The organism is Nitrospirillum goiasense, assembly GCF_034427435.1.
Classification (GTDB): domain Bacteria; phylum Pseudomonadota; class Alphaproteobacteria; order Azospirillales; family Azospirillaceae; genus Nitrospirillum.
Genome location: NZ_JAXQNP010000004.1, coordinates 909,733 through 926,308, shown reverse-complemented (window position 1 = coordinate 926,308; position 16,576 = coordinate 909,733). Strand labels below are relative to the sequence as shown.

Annotated in this window: 15 protein-coding genes; 4 read left to right on the top strand and 11 right to left on the bottom strand. The window is 69.4% G+C overall.

Features of this window, described 5'->3' with window-relative positions:
• Positions 1–69: 69 nt before the first annotated feature.
• On the bottom strand, positions 70–1,125 hold the full coding sequence (locus ULB03_RS25860; protein ID WP_416211193.1) for a bile acid:sodium symporter family protein: 1,056 nt from the start codon (positions 1,123–1,125) through the stop codon (positions 70–72).
• 168 nt (positions 1,126–1,293) lie between these two features.
• Between ULB03_RS25860 and ULB03_RS25855 the strand changes: the two genes are divergently transcribed.
• Positions 1,294–2,145, top strand: coding sequence for a LysR family transcriptional regulator (locus ULB03_RS25855; RefSeq protein WP_322485953.1), 852 nt, complete (start codon positions 1,294–1,296; stop codon positions 2,143–2,145).
• Between the two features lie 15 nt (positions 2,146–2,160).
• On the opposite strand, the gene ULB03_RS25850 is transcribed toward ULB03_RS25855, so the two are convergent.
• Together ULB03_RS25850 and ULB03_RS25845 are read right to left on the bottom strand one after the other, a co-directional pair.
• Positions 2,161–2,541, bottom strand: coding sequence for a DUF4166 domain-containing protein (locus ULB03_RS25850; RefSeq protein ID WP_322485952.1), 381 nt, complete (start codon positions 2,539–2,541; stop codon positions 2,161–2,163).
• On the bottom strand, positions 2,520–3,896 hold the full coding sequence (locus tag ULB03_RS25845) for a saccharopine dehydrogenase NADP-binding domain-containing protein (RefSeq protein WP_322485951.1): 1,377 nt from the start codon (positions 3,894–3,896) through the stop codon (positions 2,520–2,522). The genes ULB03_RS25850 and ULB03_RS25845 overlap by 22 nt, the downstream gene beginning before the upstream one ends.
• A gap of 175 nt (positions 3,897–4,071) precedes the next feature.
• Between ULB03_RS25845 and ULB03_RS25840 the strand changes: the two genes are divergently transcribed.
• The gene (locus tag ULB03_RS25840) at positions 4,072–4,791 is read left to right on the top strand and encodes a glutathione binding-like protein (RefSeq protein WP_322485950.1); all 720 of its coding nucleotides are present in this window, start codon (positions 4,072–4,074) and stop codon (positions 4,789–4,791) included.
• A gap of 4 nt (positions 4,792–4,795) precedes the next feature.
• Here ULB03_RS25840 and ULB03_RS25835 read toward each other — a convergent pair whose 3' ends face one another.
• The 5 genes from ULB03_RS25835 to ULB03_RS25815 all read right to left on the bottom strand — a co-directional run bounded on the left by ULB03_RS25835 (position 4,796) and on the right by ULB03_RS25815 (position 9,388).
• On the bottom strand, positions 4,796–6,433 hold the full coding sequence (locus tag ULB03_RS25835) for a sensor histidine kinase (RefSeq protein ID WP_322485949.1): 1,638 nt from the start codon (positions 6,431–6,433) through the stop codon (positions 4,796–4,798).
• Positions 6,430–7,143, bottom strand: coding sequence for a response regulator transcription factor (locus tag ULB03_RS25830; RefSeq protein WP_322485948.1), 714 nt, complete (start codon positions 7,141–7,143; stop codon positions 6,430–6,432). The genes ULB03_RS25835 and ULB03_RS25830 overlap by 4 nt, the downstream gene beginning before the upstream one ends.
• 8 nt (positions 7,144–7,151) lie before the next feature.
• Entirely contained in the window at positions 7,152–8,654 is a 1,503-nt protein-coding gene (locus tag ULB03_RS25825) for a DUF4153 domain-containing protein (RefSeq protein WP_322485947.1), read from the bottom strand.
• Entirely contained in the window at positions 8,651–8,815 is a 165-nt protein-coding gene (locus tag ULB03_RS25820; RefSeq protein ID WP_322485946.1) for a hypothetical protein, read from the bottom strand. The genes ULB03_RS25825 and ULB03_RS25820 overlap by 4 nt, the downstream gene beginning before the upstream one ends.
• A gap of 114 nt (positions 8,816–8,929) precedes the next feature.
• The gene (locus ULB03_RS25815) at positions 8,930–9,388 is read right to left on the bottom strand and encodes a spore coat protein U domain-containing protein (RefSeq protein WP_322485945.1); all 459 of its coding nucleotides are present in this window, start codon (positions 9,386–9,388) and stop codon (positions 8,930–8,932) included.
• Between the two features lie 245 nt (positions 9,389–9,633).
• Here ULB03_RS25815 and ULB03_RS25810 point away from each other — a divergent pair, with 245 nt between their 5' ends.
• On the top strand, positions 9,634–10,494 hold the full coding sequence (locus tag ULB03_RS25810) for a protein-methionine-sulfoxide reductase heme-binding subunit MsrQ (protein WP_322485944.1): 861 nt from the start codon (positions 9,634–9,636) through the stop codon (positions 10,492–10,494).
• A gap of 43 nt (positions 10,495–10,537) precedes the next feature.
• Here ULB03_RS25810 and ULB03_RS25805 read toward each other — a convergent pair whose 3' ends face one another.
• Both ULB03_RS25805 and ULB03_RS25800 read right to left on the bottom strand, forming a co-directional pair.
• Positions 10,538–11,497: a nucleoside hydrolase gene (locus ULB03_RS25805; RefSeq protein ID WP_322485943.1), complete on the bottom strand. Its 960-nt coding sequence runs from the start codon at positions 11,495–11,497 to the stop codon at positions 10,538–10,540.
• A gap of 23 nt (positions 11,498–11,520) precedes the next feature.
• Positions 11,521–13,059: an adenosine deaminase family protein gene (locus ULB03_RS25800; RefSeq protein WP_322485942.1), complete on the bottom strand. Its 1,539-nt coding sequence runs from the start codon at positions 13,057–13,059 to the stop codon at positions 11,521–11,523.
• A 469-nt stretch (positions 13,060–13,528) separates the two neighbouring features.
• Between ULB03_RS25800 and ULB03_RS25795 the strand changes: the two genes are divergently transcribed.
• Complete coding sequence (locus tag ULB03_RS25795; protein ID WP_322485941.1) at positions 13,529–13,801, top strand: hypothetical protein; 273 nt, start codon at positions 13,529–13,531, stop codon at positions 13,799–13,801.
• Positions 13,802–13,859: 58 nt separating this feature from the next.
• On the opposite strand, the gene ULB03_RS25790 is transcribed toward ULB03_RS25795, so the two are convergent.
• Positions 13,860–16,379 carry a TonB-dependent receptor plug domain-containing protein gene (locus tag ULB03_RS25790; protein WP_322485940.1) on the bottom strand — a complete coding sequence of 840 codons (2,520 nt, stop codon included), beginning with the start codon at positions 16,377–16,379 and terminating at the stop codon, positions 13,860–13,862.
• Positions 16,380–16,576 lie beyond the last annotated feature (197 nt).

Sequence of the window (16,576 nt, the reverse complement as noted above, 5' to 3'; positions counted from 1 at the left end):
GCGGACGCGGTCGCGTCCTAGGGCACGGACCGTTTTTCCATGCCGGTTGGCGCTCCCGGGAAGGCTTGATTATTCCGCCGTCCCATACCCCGGCGGATGGCTGCTGGCATAGCGCCGGGCCAGGACGGCGCAGACCATCAGCTGGATCTGGTGGAACAGCATCAGGGGCAGGACGATCATGCCCACGGCGTGGCCGGCGAACAGCACGTTGGCCATGGGGATGCCGCTGACCAGGCTTTTCTTCGACCCGCAGAACACCACGGCGATCTCATCGGGGCGCGACAGGTGCAGGCGGCGGCTGACGAGCGTGGTGATGACCAGGATCAGGGCCAGCAGGGCGGCGTCGACCAGCAGCACCTTCAGCAGGCTGGCCCCGTCCAGTTGGTGCCAGATGCCCTCGTTCACCGCGTGGCTGAAGGCGCCGTAGACCACCAGCAGGATGCTGGCGCGGTCGACGGGGCCCAGCACCTTCTTGTTGCGCGCCACCCAGCCGCCGATGCGGCCGCGCAGCACCTGGCCCAGCACGAAGGGCAGCAGCAACTGCACGAAGACGGAAGTCAGGGCGTCGGCGGAGAAGCCCGCCCCGGCCTTGGAAAGCAGCAGGCCCACCAGCACCGGCGTCACCACCATGCCCAGCAGGTTGCTGGCCGAGGCGCTGCAGATCGCTGCCGCCACGTTGCCGCCGGCGATGGAGGTGAAGGCGATGGAGGACTGCACCGTGGACGGCAGGGTGCAGAGGAACAGCACGCCCAGGTACAGGTCGGGCGTCAGGATATCCAGGTTCACCAGCGGCTTCAGCGCCAGCCCCACCAGGGGGAACAGCACGAAGGTGCACAGGGTCACCAGCAGGTGCAGCCGCCACTGCGTCAGCCCGCCGATCACCGCCTCCCGTGACAGCCGGGCGCCGTAGAGGAAGAACAGCAGGAAGACGGCGACGTCCGTCGCCCCGTTGGCCACGCCGATCATGCCGCCCTTGGCCGGCAGGACGGAGGCCAGGCCCACGGTTCCCACCAGCAGCAGGGTGAAGGTGTCGGGCTTCAGGCGCGCCAGCCACAGCAGGACCGTGGAGGGCTTGTGGGACGGCGGCATGGACGGGTCGGGGGCGGTTGCGGCGGGAACGGACATGGCGGCCAACCTTGGACGGACGGGGGGACGAGGGCAAGCGGCAAAGGCCAGAGGCGGAACAAGATGACGCAGCATCATAAAGTGCTGGACGGCTCATCGTGAAGACTGCTTACAATTGTTACTGAAATCACGTTTGTGAATGACCGTATCGTGGTTGGGGATGGGGTTATGTTGGATACGACACTGCTGCGCACCTTCATGGAGGTGGCGCGCGCCCAAGGGTTTACCGAGGCGGGGCGCCGCCTGGGCCTGCGGCAATCCACCGTCAGCCAGCAGATCGGCCGGTTGGAGGAGGCGGTGGGCCGGCGCCTGTTCGTGCGCGACACCCATACCGTGCGCCTGACGGCGGATGGCGAGGCCCTGGTGGAATACGCCCGCGCCATGCTGGAACTGGAGGAACGGGCGCGCCAGCACTTCGCCGGCGCCGACCTGCGTGGCCGGGTGCGGTTCGGCGCGGGGGAGGACTTCGTCATCTCCCACCTGTCCGATGTGCTGGCCGCCTTCGTGCGCCGCCACCCGGCGGTGGACCTGGAATTGACCGTGGGGCTCAGCGGCTTCCTGTACCAGAAGCTGGACGCCGGCGATCTGGATCTGGTGCTGGCCAAGCGGCGGCCGGGCGACACCCTGGGCCGCCCGCTGTGGCGCGACCGCTTCGTCTGGGCGGGGCGGGAGGGGGAGGCGCTGGACCCCGCCAAGCCCGTGCCCCTGGTGCTCTACACCCCGCCCAGCATCAGCCGGTCGGTGGCGCTGGAGGCGCTGGAACGCCATGGCCGCGCGTGGCGCATCGCCTGCGTCAGCGGCAGCCTCAGCGGCCTGCGTGCCGCCGCCCTGGCCGGGCTGGGTGTCACCGTCCAGCCCCGCGCCATGCTGCCCACCGGCATGGCGGAGGTGCCCCACCTGCCGCCCCTGGTGGATGTGGAGTTCGTCCTGGCCGGCCCCGGCGCCACCGGGCGCGGCCCGGCCGCCGCCTTGGCCCAGGCCATCATGGACAGCGCGGTGAGGTTGCAGGGCGCTGCGTGATCAGCGGGGCGCCAGTCACCCCCGGTCCAGCCATCCCCGGTAATGCACGATCAAGCCGGCCAGCGGGTGGCTGATGCGGACATCGAAGCGGAAGCGCTCGCCGTCCGGCGTGGGCTCCGCCGTCTCGGTGGCGTCGCTACGCGGCGCCAGCCACAGGGGTAGGGGCAGGCCCAGCAGCGTCCACTGGCGCAGGACCAGGCGCACGGTTCCGCCATCGGCCCCGCCATCACTCACCAGGGCCTGCGCATAGGCGGCGGGTCCGAAGCGTTCCACCACCATATGGGTGTTCCGTCCCTGGCCGGCGTCCAGGCGGCTGGCGAAGCGGCGGCCGCCGAAATCCCGCACCCAGCGCTCGCCGCCCTCGGGCGTGCGGGTCAGCGTGACACTGACGGGCACGTCCGCGCCCGTGGGGGAAAGCCCACCAGCAGCGCCGCCAGGCGGGCCAGCAAGCCGCCGCCCCGGGTCACCGTGGCGCGGCCGCGCCAAACCGTGGGCGCCCCGGCCTCGACACCATGCAGCGCGCGCCAGACGGCGGGCTGGCGTGACCAGGCCTCGGCGCCGATGACCTGCCGGAACACCGGCCCCACCGCCTCGGCCGCGTCTCGCACGCCGGTGCGGATGGCGCGGTTGGCGAACAGGGCGTCGAAATCCGCCAGCTCCAGGTCCGTGGCGGCGCGGGCGCCCGGGGCGGGGGGATGCCCCGCCAGCCAGCGGCGCACCAGGGCGGCGGCGGGCATGGCGGGAATTTCCGGGCCGTCGTCCCCCTCCGCCACCAGGTGCCACGACCGGGTGGCCGGCTGACCATTGGCGTCGTGGCCCGTGACCTCCACCACCAAGCCGCCGCGATGCTCGCCCCAGCGGAAAACTCTGGCGCCCCAATGGAACAGCGGGGCCAGGGGCAGCAGGCTGGGCACCAGCCGCAGGCGCACCAGCCAGGCCAGCGCGGTCATGATGCGGTGGATGCTTTCCGGCCGCGTGCCCGCCCCCACCCAGATGTCGCGCAGGTCCGGCCACAGCCGGGGCATGACCTGCAGGTCCGGCACGTCGACCAGGGCGAAGCGGGTGTTGCGCAAGGGCAGGGCGCCGGGCGGGGCGATAGTGCGCCGCCGCGTTTCCGTCAGGGCGTGGGCCCGCGCCCAGGCGCCGTCGCGCCGCAACGTCACCGGCTTGCCCGCATAGCTGGCGATGGCGCGCAGCACATTGTCGCCCACCCCCGCGCGCGGGGTGGGGGCGACGCCGATGCTGACGCCCGTCACCGCCGTCCAGCCCCGGGTCAGGTGCCGCGCCGCCGCCGCCGTCAACGCGGGAAAGGTGCTGACCCCCGACAGCAGTGGAACGCCCCGGTCGCGGGCGGCGGCGTCGAACGCGGCGATGCCGGTGACGAAGTCGGCGCCGTCCGCCAGGTCCAGATAGGGCAGGTCCAAATCCAGGCAGGCCTGGACCACGCGGTAAGGCGCGTTCCCATAGACCTGAAACGGGCCGGTGGCATCGATCACCAGGTCGGGGCGCGCGGTCGCCACCAGGGCCGCCAACTGGACCGTCAGGTCGCCATCGCGGTCGAACGCCAGCGGCGACAGGGCCGTGGCCCCACCCCGCTGCGCCAGGGCAGTGCAAAAGGCCGTCGCCTTGGCCGCTGATCGCCCGGCGATGACCAGGGTCAGCGCCGGCTCATCGGCCAGCAGCCGCGCGATCCGGCCGCCGAAGGTGCCGTACCCGCCGATGATCAGGACCCGCAGGCCGCTCTTGGACATCCGTGCACTCCCCGTAAGCGGCCTGGCGGCGCGCCGGTGCCATGTAGGCACAGTCCAGCTCGCAAGACAAACGAGCCGCCGGGCCGGGCGCGCGCATTAGGGGCGGGCGCCGGGGGCGGGGCCGATGGTAGGATCGGCCCCCATCCCGTGAGACGTTCCCGATGCGAGGCTTGCCATGATCGAGCTGTACTACTGGCCCACGCCCAATGGCCACAAGATCACCCTGTTCCTGGAAGAGGCGGGGCTGGACTACACCCTCCACCCGGTGGACATCAGCGCCGGCGACCAGTTCAAGCCGGAGTTCCTGGCCTTCTCTCCCAACAATCGCATGCCGGCCATCATCGATACCGCGCCGCTTGATGGGGGCGAGGCCATCACGGTGTTCGAAAGCGGCGCCATCCTGTTGTACCTGGCGGAAAAGACCGGGCGTTTCATTCCGGCCGACGTGCGGGGCCGCAAGACGGTGATGGAATGGCTGTTCTGGCAGATGGGCGGCTTGGGCCCCATGGCCGGGCAGAACCATCACTTCGTGCAGTACGCGCCGGAGCGCATCCCTTATGCCATGACCCGCTACGTCAACGAGACCAACCGCCTTTACGGCGTGCTGAACCGCCGCCTGGCGGGCCGCGCCTTCGTGGCGGGCGATGACTATTCCATCGCCGACATGGCGATCTATCCCTGGATCGTGCCGTGGCAGCGCCAGCAGCAGAACCTGGATGACTTCCCCGACCTCAAGCGCTGGTTCGAGGCGGTGGCCGCCCGGCCCGCCACCGTGCGCGCCTATGCCAAGGGCGAACCCCTGCGCAGCCGCCCCACGGTGACGGAGGCGGGCAAGAAGATCCTGTTCGGCCAGACCGCCGCCAGCCTGGACGTCACGGCCAAGCCCGCCTCCTGACGGTTCAGGCGCGCGGCAGCGTCACCTCGAACACCGCGCCGCCCTGCGGCGAGCCGCCCTCTGGTGACTTTTCCGCCAAGCGGATGTCGCCGCCGTGGGCGCGCAGCAGGGACTGCACGATGTGCAGTCCCATGCCGGTGCCGCCGCTGTCCCGCCGGGTGGTGAAGAAGGCGTCGAACACCCGCTCGCGGTTGGCGGGGGAGATGCCCTGGCCGTTGTCGGCCACGGTCACCACCACCGCCCAATCCCGCACCGCCACATCCAGGGTCAGCGTGGTGGCGCCGTGGCGGCCAGCGTTGTCCGCCAAATGGCTGAACAGGATCAGGGCGTTTTCCGCCGACATGGCGACGGTGGCGTTGCCGCCCCGTGGGTCCAGGGCCAGGCCGGGGAATTGCGCGGCCAGATGGGGCCACAGGGCGGCCAGATCCGCCCGCCCGCCCCGCACCGGATTGTCGGCCTGGGCCAGGTCGCGCAGCCGCTGCACCAGGGCGGTCAGGCGGCGGGTGTCGGCCAGGATGTTGCCCAGGAAGCGGCGGCGCTGTTCTGTGTCCATAGGCCTGGGATCCATGGCCTCGTCACCCTCCAGATCGTCGTGCAGCAGCTCCGCCGCGCCCTGGATGCCGGTCAGGGGGGATTTCAGCTCGTGACTGACATGGGCGGCGAAGGTGGTGATGTAGCGCGACCGGTCGGACAGACGCTGGGCCATGTCGTGAAAGCTCTGCGACAGCAGGGCGATTTCCCGGGTGCCGTAGTGGGGCGCGTCGGCTGGCCCCTGGTCCAGCGTCCGGGTGCCCAGTTCCCGCGTCTGGCGCACCAGCTGGTGGATGGGGCGGGTGATGGTGCGGGAAAAGACGAAGGCGATGACCAGGATGACGGCCAGGATGCAGCCGCCGGCCAGGGCCACCTTGCGCCGCTCCCCATACAGGTGGCGGAAGATGTTGTTGGGCGTGCGCGAGGCATAGATGACGCCGGCCACCCGGTCCCCGTCCCGGGTGTGGGCGATGATGGGCAGGGCCACGAACACCCGCACGCCCGTCCCCCGGCTGATGGAATACAGCGGTGGCGGTTCATGCTGGGACCGGCGGATGCGCAGGCTGGCGTGGTAATGGCCGGCCAGCGCGTCCGCCACCTCCGGCACCCCCGCCAGCGATAGGCCGACCTCTTCCGCACCCGCCAGGATGACGCCGTTGAAATCCAGCACCCGCACGCCGGCCAGCATCTGGTCCTGGGCCCGCCGGGCGATGGCGTAGACCTGGGCGCCGATGGCCTGAAGGGCGGCGTCCACCGCTGTGGTCGCGGGCTGGGCCGGCGGGCGGGGGCCCAGCACGTCGTCGCCCGTGAGATCCAGGGCCGGCTCGATGGGGTGGAAGCGGTCGTCCGCCGGCGGCGTCAAGGCGACCGATGACAAGGCCGGCGGTGGTTCCAGCCGCTCCACCGCGTCGGCGTAGGTGGCGGCCAGCACGCTGGCCTGGGCGATCAGTTCCGCCTCCGTCTGGCGCACCAGTTGGTTCTCATAAAGGCGGAAGAAGAACAGGCCGGCCAGGGGCAGGGCGGCGACCGCCAGCAGCACCGCCACCACGATCATGCCCAGCGACGGCCGCCACTTGGCGCGGATGCGCAAGGGCGTCGCGGTGGGCGTCACGACGCCGTGCCCACCGTGCACCCGCCCAGGCGGAAGCCGACGCCATGGACCGTCTCCACCGCGTCCTCGCAGCCCGCCGCCTGGAATTTGGCGCGGATGTTGCGCACATGGCTGTCGATGGTGCGGTCGGACACGTGGATGTTGTCGGGATAGGCGGCATCCATCAGCTGGTTGCGGGTGAACACCACGGCCGGCCGCGTGGCCAGGGTCTTCACCATCATGAACTCCCGCGCCGTCAGGCCCAGTTCCCGCCCCGCCACCGTGGCGCGATGACCGGCGCTGTCCAGCACCAGGGCGCCCCGGGTCAGCGGCGGTTCCCCCTCCGGTGTGGCCGGTGCCGGGGCGGGGCCCCGGGCGCGGCGCAGGATGACGTTGACGCGGGCCACCAGCTCACGCGGGCTGAACGGCTTGGTGACGTAATCGTCGCCGCCCATCTCCAGCCCCAGCACCCGGTCGATCTCCTCATCCCGGGCGGACAGGAACAGGATGGGCACGTCGGAGGCGCGGCGCAGGCGGCGGCAGACCTCCAGCCCGTCCATCTCCGGCATGCCCACGTCCAGCACCACCAGGCTGGGCGGGTTGCGGCTGGCCAGGTTCAGGGCGTCCACGCCGTTGCCCGCCCATTCCGCCGCCATGCCCGCCTTCTCCAGGGCGAAGCACAGGACGTCGCGGATATGGGGATCGTCGTCGACGACAAGGATGCGGTGCATGATGCCCATCATGGTTGGCCCTTATGATCGATACCATCCGGATGCGCCGCCAGATAGTCCTTCAGGCGCTGGTCGCGCAGCGTCCAACTGCGCCAGTCGGTGCGGTGGGACAGGAAACTCTGGGCCAGCTCCGTGCGGGCGGCCTGAACGGCCTGGTCCGGACCGTGAAGCGCCAGATATGTATCCATCGTGGGAATGGTCTGCGGACCCAAGCGCACCAAATAGGCCCAGTCCACGTCCCGCCCACCCCATACCAGCGGGGAATACATCAGATTGAAGTGGGCGATCGTGTCCGGAATATTCATCCACGCCGCGCCATAGAGCAGGATCACCGCCGCCGCCAGGTTGGCGCCCACCAGCCAACGGTTGCTGCGGCCCAGCGCCATGCGCACCAGGATCAGCACCAGGCCCACCGCCACCAGCGCCATCCACAGGAAGGCCGCCAGGCGCAGCACGGTCAGGGAATAGGCATGCACATATCCCGCCAGGCGCAGCATGGCCGACAGCACCAGCACGATGTTCTGTGCCACCCAGGCGACGATCAGGTGCCGCACGGTGGGGGACACCATCGGCCGGTCCAGCGCCGCCAGGACGAACAAGGCGGCCAGCAGCGCGGTCAGCACTAGGGGATAGGCGCCCTGGTGGGCGTAGGCGGCGTGGGTGACTCCCGGGGGCAAGGGATGGCCTGTCCACAGGTAATAGGCGTCCAGGGCCGATTGCATGGCGAACAGGGCGTTGAACAGGATCAGCGCCCGGACCAGCGCCGCCGGCGACAGCAGCAGGGCCGCCACCGGGTGGTCGCGCCACCGGCTGCTTGCGGGCGCGTCGACACGGGCCATGGCGACGCCGGGGCTGGCGATCCGGATGAAGGGCCACAACAGGGCCAGGGCCACCATCCAGAAGACGACGCGGCCGGCGTCGATGCCGCTAAGGAAATCCAGCGGCAGCCGGGACGCCCATGAATCCAAGATGGGGTTGGCCGTGGTCAGCAGCAGGCAGAAGACCAGGCCCAGACCCAAGGGCAGGACCCAACGGGCGGCCAGGGTGACGAAGTCCGGGCGCCGGGCGCCGCTCACGCCCCATTCCAGGGCGGCCAGACCATCCCGCCATAGCCGCGGAGGCCCCTGGACCAGCATGGCGCCCACCGACCGCGCCCGATCCCCCGCACTGGCGGGCCAACGCCCGGTCAGGTGCAGCAGGCAGGCGGCCACGGTCGGTGGGAACAGCAACAGCGACAGGGGCGTGACCGCCTCGGTCAGCAGCGCAAGCACCGCCGTCAGCCCCGCCGCCGCCGGAACCCATCGCCCGGCACCGGCGGCCGGCGGGTTCAGCAACAGTGACCCGGCGCACAGCAGCGCCAGGAAGGCGGCCAGATCCACCCCCAGCGGCGCGTCGTAAAACAGCAACGTTGCCAGTGTCGCCAAGCCGGCGACGGCGATGCCGGCAGGCAAGGCGGGGGCGTCGCCGCCGGGCATCGCGCCGGCGGTCGTGACGGGGATGGTGTCGGTCATGGGGCCGGGGTCTTCCTGGGCTTGAAGGGCAGGATGACAGCCGGCGGGCCCTTGCCGGCAGGGCGCGCCACCAGCCACCAGCCATCGCGCAGGACGCACGGGGGCACGGTGGTGGGGGGCAGCAGGGCGGAGGTCGGGGGTGGGGTTCCGGCGGGTGTCATGCCGGCGTTATGCGATGCGGCCGTGCAGCCGTGGGGGTGCTGGTCAGCAGATATCGCGGGGAATTCGTGCAGATTTTGTGCAGACGGAAGCCAGGCCAGGCCCGCGCGCGGGTTTTACTTCGCCTTGATGGTGATGGTCAGGGTGTCGCTGTAGCTACCGGCGATGGTCTTGGCGTTGGCGGGGATGGTCACGGCCAGGCTGGCGGTCTTGGCGAAGGTGGCCTTGGATCGGGTGACGGAGACGCTGCCGCTGCCATTGCCGGTGGTGCCGTCGTAAAAGGGGGTGAAGGCAACGGTGTTGGTACCGGACTTCAGCTTGCCGTTGTTGGCCGAGTTGACGCTGATGGTGTAGCCCTTGCCGTCGTTGCAGTTCTCAACCACGCTGCCCACCTGGCGTTTGGTTTCGCCGGTCACCACATCCAAGGCGACGCCCAAGTCGGTGACGTCCACGGTGCAGGCGGTGACCACGGTCCCCTTCAGGGCGATGGTGCGGTTGGCGGTGGCGGCGCGGGCTGGCGCTGCGGTGGTCAGCGCCAGGCAGCCCAGGATCAGGGCCGTCAACAGGCGGGTCATGGTCAGGCGTCCTTCGGTTCAGGGGCTTAAAGCCCTTTTGCCGAGTGGTTAAGCAAGGACCGGGCCAGGTGCGGCGGATGGTCGCGTTCGGTAAGGTAAATAAGGAATTAATTAAAGATGGCGTTCCGCTCCCCTTCCCGTGGAAAGGCATCAAGAATGCGTTGTGCAACGGCTGCGGGCCAATCCCTTGCCCGCAGATTTGCAAATAGTATTGCATATCGCGACATCGCCGCCGGGGGTGAGGTATGAACTGGCGCCTTTGGCAGGATCGCGCCGGGCGCTTTTCCTGGTTGTTGACCACGGTGTTGGTGGGCCTGTGTCTGCCCCTGGCGCTGACTGTGGCCGATGCCGTCATGGGCCAATTGGGGCCGCGGCCCTACAGCGCCTTCATCCACCAGGTGGGCCTATGGGCGTTCCGTTTCCTGCTGCTGTCGCTGTTGGTGACGCCGCTGGCGCGCATCGCCCGGTGGCCGGCGTTGATGACGGTGCGCCGCCGCATCGGTGTCGCGGCCTGCCTTTATGCCGTGGTGCATCTGGGGGGCTATGCGGCGGACCAGTCGCTGGACCTGGTGCACATCGCGTCCGAGATCGCGCGCCGCGTCTATCTCACCATCGGGTTCGTGGCGCTGCTGGGCCTGGTGGCGCTGGGCGTCACCTCCACCGACGGCATGATCAAGCGGCTGGGCGGTCTCCGCTGGCGGCGCCTGCACGCCCTGGCCTATCCCATCGCCATCCTGGCGGTGATCCATTACTTCATGCAGGAAAAGGCCGACGTGACCGAGCCGACGCTGATGGCCGGCTGGCTCACCTGGCTGTTGGGCTATCGCCTGCTGAACCGGGCGCTGCCCGATGGGCAGGCGCGCGCCCTGCCGGTGCTGCTGGGGTTCAGCCTGCTGGTGGCGCTGGCCACGGCGGGGGCGGAGGCGCTGGGCTTCTGGGCCGTACGCCATTTGCCCCCCGATTTGATCCTGGAGGCAAACCTCAGCTTCGACCTCGACGTCGGCATCCGCCCCGCCTGGTATGTGCTGGCGGGTGGCCTTATCCTCACCGTGGCATCGGTGGCCGGCGACGTCCGGCAACGCGCCCGGCGCCTGGCGCGGGCCTGACCCACCCCGGGGAGGGTAGGTCAAGGCCGGCGCCGGTGTCGCATCAGCGCACGGCGTCCGTCATCATGCGGACGAAGCCGTCGCGGTCGGCGCGCTTGATGACGCGCATATTGGGCGCCTGGGGCACCAGGTCGGGGTCGGCGTCGGTCGCGTCCGGCAGGATGGCGGAGGAGACGCTGGAATAGCCGCGCGTGAGCGTGCCCGCCGTCTCCACGTCCACCACGCAGTCCTCCGCCTCCAGCACCAGGCTTTCGTCCAGCGCGCAGGCGCAAGTCAGGGCGTCGGGATGGATGCTGCCATCGATACGCTGCCGCTCACGCGAGAAGGCCAGGCTGTCGCGGTTCACGCGGGTGAAGAAGCGCGACACCGGCGTGTCCAATGCCGCGATGGCGTCCAGCTCGGCGCAGGTGATGACGCCCTCGACCATGGACCGGGTCCAGGTCAGCAGGCTGGCCTTGAAGCCGGCGTTGACCACGATCTTGGCGGCCTCGGGATCGACGTAGAAGTTGAACTCGGCGGCGCTGGTGACATTGCCCACCGCGTTGTCGGTGCCGCCCATGATCCACAAATGCTTGGTGGCCTGCACGATGGCCGGTTCCTTCATCACCGCCAGCGCCAGATTGGTCAGGGGCGCCTGGGCGATGATGGTGACCTCGCCCGGGTGGGCCAGGACGGTGTCGATGATGGCGTCCACGGCGTGTTTCGCCTCCGGCCGCTGCTTGGCCGGCGGGAAGTTGGCGTCGCTCATGCCGTCCTTGCCGAAGACGTAGGCCGCGTCCAGCGGCTTGCGCATCATGGGCAGGCGGGCGCCCGGGTAGACCGGCACCTCGCCGCCGCGGCCAGCGGCCTCGACGGTATACAGCGCGTTCTCCACGCACTGGTCGAAGGTCACGTTGCCGTGGCAGATGGTGATGGCGTCCAGCGTGACCTTGGGATTGCGCAGGGCCAGCAGCAGGGAAAAGGCGTCATCGCCGGCGGTGTCGGTGTCGATCAGAAGGCGCATGGGGCGCGGTCTCGCTTCGCTGCTCAGGTGGGGGATAGGCCAGGGGATGCGGCGGTGGTTTTAGGGCTCTGGCCCTGACCCCACAAGCCGCTTTCAGCCTCGGCGGCGACGGCCGCCTCGAAATCGTGGAAGTCCGCCTCCAGCCGCCATTGCAGGGCGGCCTTGGGGCTCTGGTCCAGCAAGGACTGGCAGGCGGCCGAGGCGGGCGTGCCCGGATGGTCGGCGGCGCAGGGTGTTGCCAGTTGGCCCGGCGCCGCCCACAGGCTGGCGCCCGGCAGGAAGGCATGCTCCAGCCCATTGCGGGAAAAGGTCTTCAGCGTGGCGTAATCCAGGCCATAGGTTTCCGCCGCCCGCACATATTCATGCGTCAGGTCGATGCGCGACACGCCCTCGTCATCGGTGGACAGGGCCAGCGGCACGCCGAAGGCGCGGTAGGTGGTGATGGGGTGGTCGCGGCCGGTCACGCCCAGGATGACGTCGTTGCTGGTCAGGTTGATCTCCACCAGCACGCCCCGGTCGGCCATGGTCTTCAAGAGGTGCTGGGCGTCCGTCTCCTGGCCGATGTCCACGCCGTGGCCGATGCGCTTGGCGCCCGCCACCTCAACCGCCAGGCGGATGTGGTCGCGCAGATCCTCTGGCGGCACCAGGCCCAGCGCCAGTTCGCCGGCATGCAGCGACAGGTTGGCCGCCGGCATGCGGTGGCCCAGATAGCCCAGCAGGCGCATCTGCAGCCCATAATCCTTCAGCGTCACCGGGTTGTCCTCCGGCGCCACCAGGTTGACGCCGACGAAGCGCGGGTCGGCGGCGGTCAGAGCATAGCCATAGAGGCTCTGCGCGAACACCTGCGGGCCGGGCAGCACGCGGATCACCTGGGCCAGGTAGCGGATCTGGACGCCGCAGCCCGGCTGCGCCTCCGCCGTGCCGCAGCGCAGGATCTGGCGCATGCGGGCCTCCGCCGCGTCGGTGTCGGCCTTGGCGGCGGCGATGACGGCCGGCAGGCCCGGCGCGATGGCGGTGCGCCAGGCGTCGAACGTGGCCGTGTCGCCGGGGATGCTGCCGGGCGGGGGATTGCCCAGCGGCTTGGCCAGGGCTGCCGCCTTCGACATGCCGTTGGACCACATCAGTTCCAGGTACAGCACGTGGCTGGCGGCGGCGCGGTTCGCCGCCTCCGCCAGCATTTCCGGCACCTGGGCGTTCACCGCCGGCTCGAACTTGCCGAAGCTGTCGAAGAAGTGGTCGTGCCCGGTTTCGGGGCCGGCCACGAATCCGCGCATGGACAGCGCGTTGATCAGGCGGTTGTACAGGCCGACATCGCGCCGCGCATCCGCCGCCGGGATCAGGTCCTTGGCGCAGGGTGCGGGTTTCAGCACCAGGGCCTTGGGATCGACGCAGGCGCCTTTGGCGGCCGCCCAATCCACCATGTTCTCGGCATAGATGCCGCCGGTCAGGTGGTTGTGCAGGTCCGCGCCCTTGGGCATGCGGCGCAGGAACATGGCCAGGCGCACCGGGTCGGCGCGCAGATGCCGGAAAAGGTCGGCGGCCTTGGCTTCGGGGGTGGCCACGGAGGTGGCGGGGGGACGGCCGGGACTGTCGCCGGCGCCGATGCCGGGTGGTCACCGGTGGTGGCGCAGGCGGCCAACAGCGACAGGCCGCCCGCCGCCAGCATCGTGCGGGTATTCCTCACCCGGGTGCGCAGTGCCCCCATGCTCATTCCCCTTGCCCCTCATCATTCCCGGGCTTACGGCACAGGGCGCCTGTCCGCCGGATGGGTCAGGGTCAGGCCGTCGACACATAATCCAGGGGCAGGGGCCACGGGTTGGGTATGCCGTTGCCAGTCCAGGGCATTATGGCCGGGGACGGCCAGCGGTGCCACAGGCCAAATCCGGGAAGACTTTCAAGCAGGGCATGGGTGTCCCGCCATAGCCACCGGCTATGGAAACGCGATATTGAACCGTCACCATTGGCCGCTAAACTTCTGGCTGTCCCGGATGCCCCATCCGGTCCGTCCTTCAGACGTCAGGAGACCTTCCGGTGCGCGCCTATTCCGCCCTCACCCTCGTCCTTCCCGTGGCCCTCGCCGCGCTGCTGCCCGTGCCGGTGGCGGCCCAGAGCGCCCCGCAATCCGATGCCGACAAAAAGGCGGTGATTCAGCAGCAGAAAGAGAATGAGGACGCGGAAAGCCTCTGCCGTGTCATCAAGGACAAGGCCGACTATGAAAAGTGCCTGGAACTGTACTTCCTGGATCAGGACCAGTTCCGCGCCTTCCTGGACGCGCACAAGCCCAAGCCCGCGCCCAAGGGCTGATCAAATGAGACGGCCGCCCCGGGGAACCCCCAGGGCGGCCGCTTTCGTCACGTCCGCATCAGAACTTGTAGCTGACGCGGCCGTAATAGAACGCCCCGTTGAAGCCGAAGGGCGAGTAGTTGCTGTAGGGATAGATGCCGCTGGTGCTGTTGGCGGCGATGACCTTGTCGGGATAGACGTCGAACACGTTGTCCGCCCCGACGGTGACACCGATGGCGTCGGTCACCTGATAGCTGATGGCGATGTCGGTGATCCACTTGGCGCCATAGGTCTGGTCCAGCGCCGGGTTGCTGCTGTCCAGCGACGTGGTGCTGCCGTACCGGGTGGTGCGCACCGTGGTCGACAGCTTGTCCCAGTCGTAGGTGGCCGCCAGGTTCAGCTTGTTCTTGGGCTGGCCCTTCTCGATGCGGCCCTTTTCCGACCGGCCGAAGCGGAAGACGGTGCTGCCCAGGCTGGCCAGCTGCGACGGATTGCCCTCCACCCGCGTCACTTCCGTGTCGTTCAGGTTCAGGCCGGCGGTCAGCGACAGACTGCCCACATCGCCCAGGTCGATGGCGTAGCGGCCGACGATATCCACACCGCGGGTGCGGGTGTCGACGGCGTTGGTGAAGAAACGGCCGCCGCCGACGCCTGTCACGCCATTGGCCGCCAGCAGCCGCACCACCGCCGCCCCGGTCAGGTTCTCCGACAGAACGATGCGGTCATTGATATCAATCTGGTAGAAATCCACAGTGGCGTAGAAGTTGTCCGCCGGGCGGAACACCAAGCCGGCGCTGTAATTGGTGGATTTCTCCGGCTTCAGCGGCTCCGCCCCCAGCGCCTTGGCCGCCGGATCCGTCACCGGGAAGGTGCGGACGTCATAGGGCACGCTGTTGATGAACACCGTGCTGGTGGCGGAATAGTGCGACTGCGCCAGGGACGGCGCGCGGAAGCCGGTGCTGATGGCCCCGCGCACGGACAGGGCGGAGATCAGGTCATACTTGGCCGACAGCTCGCCGTTCGTGGTGTCGCCGAAGTCGCTGTAATGCTCATAGCGGCCAGCCAGGTTCACCAGGAAGTCGGGCGTCAGCTTGGTTTCCAGCTCGGCATAGGTGCCGACGCTGCCCCGGCTGTTGGTGCCGGCGTCCGCCGGCTGGAATCCTGGGAAGACCTGGGCGCCGGGGGCGGCCGCCGTGCCCTTGGACGGGCCGTCCAGCACCGGCACGCCGCCGTTGATGTAGCTGGCGGGCTCACCCGCCTTGATGGTGTAGTCCTCGCGCCGCACCTCGGTGCCCACGGCGATGGACAGCGTGTCGGGCAGGAAGCCGATATGGGCCAGCTTGCGGACATCCAGGTTGCCCACCAGTTCGTCCGAAACCAGTTCGCCGGCGTAGAAATTGCGCGGGCTGGCCGTGCCCAGCGACACGTTGACGGAGTTTTCCACGCCATAGTCGAAGCGGTTGCGGCCGTAATCGACGCTCAGGTCATAGCTCCAGTCGTCGGGCAGGTCGCCCCGCGCGCCCACGGTGGTGGACAGGTCCAGTTGCTTGGACGTGATGTAGGGCAGATAGCCGTCGGGCGTCAGGGCACGCACCGTGCGCGCATCCAGCGGGCGGCGGAAGAAGCCGGCGCTCTGGCCGTCACGCTGGCCCAGGCTGGCGAAGGCGTAGATCTCCGCCTTGTCGTTCACCGGCAGGCTGGCGTTCAGGAACAGGTTGTATTCCTTGTCCAGCGGGTCGCCGAAGCGGCTGTCGTGGCGGTTGAAGGTGGCCTCGCGCGGGTCGCCGGCCGTCAGGTATTGCTGGCGCGGATCGTCGCCCGACCGGTCGGTGGGTCGGGAGCGGTGGGCCTCCGCCGACAGGGTGACATAGCCGTTGCGCGGCAGGGGCAGGCCGACATTGGCCTCTACCCGGCCGGTCTGGCCGTCGCCGGCACCGTATTCGCCATATTCAACCGCCGCGCTGCCGCCGCTGTCCTGGCCCCTCAGGCGGATGTTGATGACGCCGGCGATGGCGTCGGAGCCGTACTGGGCGGCGGCGCCGTCACGCAGCACCTCGATCTTTTCGATGGCGATGGACGGGATGGTGTTCAGGTCCACGGCGTCGGACCCGCGGCCCACGCTGCCGTTCAGGTTCAGCACGGCGCTGACGTGCCGGCGCTTGCCGTTGACCAGCACCAGGGTCTGGTCGGGGCTCAGGCCGCGCAGGGTGGCCGGGCGGACATGGTCGGTGCCGTCGGTGTTGGCCGGCTGCGGAAAGTTGAAGCTGGGCACCAGGGCCCGCAGCATCTGCGTCGTCTGCACCAGGCCCGTCTTCTCCAACTCCTCCACCGGCAGCACGTCGATGGGCACGGGGGAGGAGGCGACGGTGCGGTCGCTGCGCCGCGTGCCGGTCACCACGACCTCATCCAGGTCGCTCAAGGTGGCATTGGCGCTGGTGGCGTTGGCGCCCTGGGGGGCGGAGGCCGGGGCCGGGTCGGCGGCGCGGGCGGCCGCGATGGGGAAGGAAACGCCCAGGATCAGCGCCAGAGCGGTGGCCGACTGGCGGCGGCGGCTCGGGAGGCTGCCTGCCGGGAATAGGGACGTCAGGGGAATGGACATGGATGAAGGCTCCCACGGGTTATTGCCGTCCGGTGCCCCTAGGGCGGGACGTGTGCCGTCGCCATCCGGCAAATCTTTGGGGAATGCCGTCAGAAACAACACTTTTTTCATGTGTATATTTCGATTCAACACACGTCGTGAGCATGGATCAGGTCGCCGCAATCCTGCAAGTATCCGCTATGCGGGGTGGCGGGCGT

What these genes read in the sequence shown, in the direction of transcription:
- ULB03_RS25845 (WP_322485951.1), bottom strand. Translation starts at nt 3,896, where the DNA reads ATGTCCAAGAGCGGCCTGCGGGTCCTGATCATCGGCGGGTACGGCACC.
- ULB03_RS25830 (WP_322485948.1), bottom strand. Translation starts at nt 7,143, where the DNA reads ATGCACCGCATCCTTGTCGTCGACGACGATCCCCATATCCGCGACGTC.
- ULB03_RS25805 (WP_322485943.1), bottom strand. Translation starts at nt 11,497, where the DNA reads ATGCGCCTTCTGATCGACACCGACACCGCCGGCGATGACGCCTTTTCC.
- ULB03_RS25790 (WP_322485940.1), bottom strand. Translation starts at nt 16,379, where the DNA reads ATGTCCATTCCCCTGACGTCCCTATTCCCGGCAGGCAGCCTCCCGAGC.
- ULB03_RS25840 (WP_322485950.1), top strand. Translation starts at nt 4,072, where the DNA reads ATGATCGAGCTGTACTACTGGCCCACGCCCAATGGCCACAAGATCACC.
- ULB03_RS25855 (WP_322485953.1), top strand. Translation starts at nt 1,294, where the DNA reads ATGTTGGATACGACACTGCTGCGCACCTTCATGGAGGTGGCGCGCGCC.
- ULB03_RS25820 (WP_322485946.1), bottom strand. Translation starts at nt 8,815, where the DNA reads ATGACACCCGCCGGAACCCCACCCCCGACCTCCGCCCTGCTGCCCCCC.
- ULB03_RS25810 (WP_322485944.1), top strand. Translation starts at nt 9,634, where the DNA reads ATGAACTGGCGCCTTTGGCAGGATCGCGCCGGGCGCTTTTCCTGGTTG.
- ULB03_RS25815 (WP_322485945.1), bottom strand. Translation starts at nt 9,388, where the DNA reads ATGACCCGCCTGTTGACGGCCCTGATCCTGGGCTGCCTGGCGCTGACC.
- ULB03_RS25825 (WP_322485947.1), bottom strand. Translation starts at nt 8,654, where the DNA reads ATGACCGACACCATCCCCGTCACGACCGCCGGCGCGATGCCCGGCGGC.
- ULB03_RS25860 (WP_416211193.1), bottom strand. Translation starts at nt 1,125, where the DNA reads ATGTCCGTTCCCGCCGCAACCGCCCCCGACCCGTCCATGCCGCCGTCC.